At 66.1% G+C, this 3344-nt stretch carries 3 protein-coding genes and 1 pseudogene; 2 read left to right on the forward strand and 2 right to left on the reverse strand.

The genetic code is table 11. The features are described from left to right. Positions 1 to 188 precede the first annotated feature (188 nt). Together DXK32_RS31735 and DXK32_RS31740 are read right to left on the reverse strand one after the other, a co-directional pair. Positions 189 to 416 (reverse strand): hypothetical protein, encoded by a 228-nt coding sequence (locus DXK32_RS31735; RefSeq protein ID WP_114862132.1) that lies wholly within the window; start codon positions 414 to 416, stop codon positions 189 to 191. After that, positions 413 to 913 carry a hypothetical protein gene (locus tag DXK32_RS31740; protein ID WP_114862133.1) on the reverse strand — a complete coding sequence of 167 codons (501 nt, stop codon included), beginning with the start codon at positions 911 to 913 and terminating at the stop codon, positions 413 to 415. The genes DXK32_RS31735 and DXK32_RS31740 overlap by 4 nt, the downstream gene beginning before the upstream one ends. A gap of 173 nt (positions 914 to 1086) precedes the next feature. On the opposite strand from DXK32_RS31740, the gene istA reads away from it, so the two are divergent. Together istA and istB are read left to right on the forward strand one after the other, a co-directional pair. After that, complete coding sequence (gene istA / locus DXK32_RS31745) at positions 1087 to 2586, forward strand: IS21 family transposase (RefSeq protein ID WP_114862134.1); 1500 nt, start codon at positions 1087 to 1089, stop codon at positions 2584 to 2586. After that, positions 2586 to 3344: pseudogene (gene istB / locus DXK32_RS31750) on the forward strand (IS21-like element helper ATPase IstB); the annotation flags it as partial. The gene istA and the pseudogene istB, both read left to right, overlap by 1 nt.

The following is a 3344-nucleotide window of genomic DNA, read 5'->3' on the forward strand; positions in this document are numbered from 1 at the left end:
TGGCGCCAGCTATACCTCAGCCGAGTCGCGGCTGCCCCCGGTTTGTGATGGGCTCTATTTCAGCGGGGCGTCAAGGCGACCGAAGTTGTCCGGCGCCATCGAAGCTTGCGGACGGGACGCGGCGGAAGGAAGGCGGGACCCACGGCGGTAGCACGGCGCGCCACACCGTGGTGATGGTGGTGACCGGATCAGGCATCCTCGAACTCCTCTGGATCACCGATCACCACCGAGATGCCGGCGCGCATCCGGCGGCAGACGCCGCCCTCCCGCGGGGTGAGCACGGCGGTGATGTCGAGGAACTGACCAGATAGGCCGGCCTCGGCCATAGCCTTGAGAAGCGCGAGAGCAGCGGCCTCAACGGCGGGATCGTGCCGTCGCGCCTCGGCCTCTGTGATCGGAAGGCAGGGGCGGCTCATGCTGCGAGTCCTACAGCGGTGGCGAACGCCTCGTCCGGTACCTCAAAGAAGCCCTGCGCCCCGCGCCATGGAACCGGGGCCGGAAGTGCGCGGACGTCGCCCAGCTCCCACGCCCAGCGGCCCGGGGAGAAGTCGCCAAAGTGGCCCCATTCCTCCATCGGTCGGGATTCCGTCCGGTATGCGGCGACCAGCACGGCGGTGCCGAGCAGACAGCCGTGCGGGATGTTGACCAGCTTCTCGAACCGACGGCGCAGCGCGACACGGAACGCTTCTTCACAGGCGAACTCAGGTCCCCCAGCGTCCCGGTGGAGAATGTAGGCCTGCAAGCCTTCCAAGTCGGCGGTGTTCTTCGCGGCGTGGATGCCGATGCGCTGGCCGATCAACCGGGTCGGCGGCGCCCAATGGCGCGTCTCGTGCAGCTTGAAGGGGCGTCCGGTGGCAGGGTCGAGGATGAACAGGAGGGAGCCGTGCGGCTGCCAGAGGGAGATCGTCTTCATGGCCAGTCTCCCGACGGCACGGTGTGGGCGCTCGAGGCGGCCGTCAAAGGGGCCCGTCTGTGAATTGGCATGGAATAAGGACCCCGTATAGGGGGTGATCGGCATCCAAACGGGACCCCTGAAGCTTTGGGTCCACACTGGCCGCCATGGAGGACATGGAGGCCTGTCGAGGGATGCTGATTGTGGAAACGATCGCGAAGATCCGTCGTGCCTACTTCGTGCAGCAGAAGCCGATCAAGGTGATCTGCCGGGAGTTTGGGTTGTCCCGGAAGGTCGTGCGGAAGGTGATCCGGTCGGAGGCCACGGAGTTCCGCTACACGCGCACGAACCAGCCTTTGCCGAAGATCGGCCCCTGGCGTGAAGAGCTGGATGCTCTGTTGTTGGCCAACGAGGGAAAGGCATCGCGGGAACGCCTGACGCTGGTCCGGCTGTTCGAAACGTTACGGTCGCGCGGCTATGAAGGCGGCTATGACGCTGTCCGTCGTTATGCCCGGGCTTGGCGGCAGGAGCAGGGCCCCTCCGTCGCCCAAGCCTACGTGCCGTTGAGCTTTGCGCCAGGCGAGGTCTACCAGTTCGATTGGAGCCATGAGGTCGTCCTGATCAATGGAACGACCGTCACGGTGAAGGTGGCCCATGTCCGCCTGTGCCACAGCCGGATGCTGTTCGTGCGGGCCTACCCGCGCGAAAGCCAGGAGATGGTGTCCGACGCCCACGACCGGGCCTTCGCCTTCTTCAAGGGAGCCTGCACGCGGGGCATCTACGACAACATGAAGACGGCGGTCGACACGATCTTCGCCGGCAAGGAGCGTGTCTACAACCGGCGCTTCCTGCAGATGTGCAGCCACTATCTGGTCGATCCAGTCGCCTGCACCCCGGCGTCGGGCTGGGAAAAGGGGCAGGTCGAGAACCAGGTCGGCTTGGTCCGCGAGCGCTTCTTCACCCCCCGGCTGCGGGTGAAGAGCTACGACGAACTCAACGGCCTGCTCCTGGACCGCTGCGTCGCCCACGCCAAGGCATATCGCCATCCTGAAATGCCGGAGCGGACGGTCTGGGAGATGTTCGAGACAGAGCGGCCGAGCTTGGTTCCTTATGCCGGACGGTTCGACGGCTTCCATGCAGTGCCGGCCTCGGTGTCCAAGACCTGTCTGGTGCGCTTCGACAACAACAAGTATTCGGTCGCGGCCGGCGCGGTGGGCCGTCCGGTGGAAATCCGCGCCTATGCCGAGCGGATCGAACTGCGCCAGGATGGACGGATCGTCGGTGAACACGCCCGGTGCTTCGGGCGCGACAGAACGGTGTTCGATCCCTGGCACTATGTCCCGGTCCTGGCGCGCAAACCGGGGGCCTTGCGCAATGGGGCACCGTTCAAGGGTTGGGTCCTGCCGGCCGGTCTGGAACGCGTCCGGCGCAAACTCGCCGCCGTCGAGGACGGCGACCGGCAGATGGTGGACATTCCCGGCGCCGTGCTGAGCGACGGACTGCCGGCCGTCGAGGCGGCCTGCGCCGAGGCCTTGCGCGAGGGCGTTCATTCCGCCGCCGTCATCCTCAATATCCTCGCGCGGCGCCGGGAACCGGCGGCGGCGATCACGATCATGACCTCCGATGCCCTGCGGCTCCGGCACGAGCCGGCCGCCGATTGCGCCCGCTACGACAGCCTGAGGAGACCCCTGTGATGGAGCGTGCCGAGATCCTGGCCACCATGAGCGAACTTAAGCTCTACGGCATGAAGGCCGCCTATGATGAACTCATCGCCACCGCCGTCAAGCGCTAGCACGAGCCGCAGCGGGTCGTCGGCGACCTGCTCGCCGCCGAGATCTCCGAGAAGCAGGCGCGCTCGATAAAGTACCAGATCACCATCGCCAAGCTGCCGCTCGCCAGGGACATCGACGATTTCGCCTTCGACGACACGCCGGTCAATGAAACCCTGGTGCGCGATCTTGCCGGCGGCGCCTTCCTGGCCCAGCAGCGCAACGTCGTGCTGGTCGGCGGCACCGGGACCGGCAAGACCCATCTCGCCATCGCGATCGCCCGGGCTTGCATCCGGGCCGGTTCCCGGGGACGCTTCTTCAACGTCGTCGATCTCGTCAACCGGTTGGAGGCTGAAACCAGGGCCGGCCGGCAGGGGCGTCTGGCCGATTATCTCGCGCGGATGGATTTCATCGTCCTCGACGAACTCGGTTACCTGCCCTTCGCCCAGTCCGGCGGTCAGCTGCTGTTCCATCTGATCAGCCGGCTTTACGAGCGCAGCTCCGTGATCGTCACCACCAACTTGGCGTTCGGGGAATGGCCGTCCGTCTTCGGTGACGCCAAGATGACCACCGCCTTGCTCGACCGGTTCACCCACCACTGCGAGATCCTCGAGACCGGCAACGAAAGCGGTCGTGTCCCGAGGCGTGGTGTAGGAGCCGGGGCGCTCATCTGGTCACCGGCG

This window comes from Azospirillum brasilense (assembly GCF_003349955.1).
Lineage (GTDB): Bacteria > Pseudomonadota > Alphaproteobacteria > Azospirillales > Azospirillaceae > Azospirillum > Azospirillum brasilense_B.

Bases quoted from the DNA above. Each gene is read 5' to 3' on its own strand.
- istA (WP_114862134.1), top strand. From the start codon at position 1,087: ATGCTGATTGTGGAAACGATCGCGAAGATCCGTCGTGCCTACTTCGTG.
- DXK32_RS31740 (WP_114862133.1), bottom strand. From the start codon at position 913: ATGAAGACGATCTCCCTCTGGCAGCCGCACGGCTCCCTCCTGTTCATC.
- DXK32_RS31735 (WP_114862132.1), bottom strand. From the start codon at position 416: ATGAGCCGCCCCTGCCTTCCGATCACAGAGGCCGAGGCGCGACGGCAC.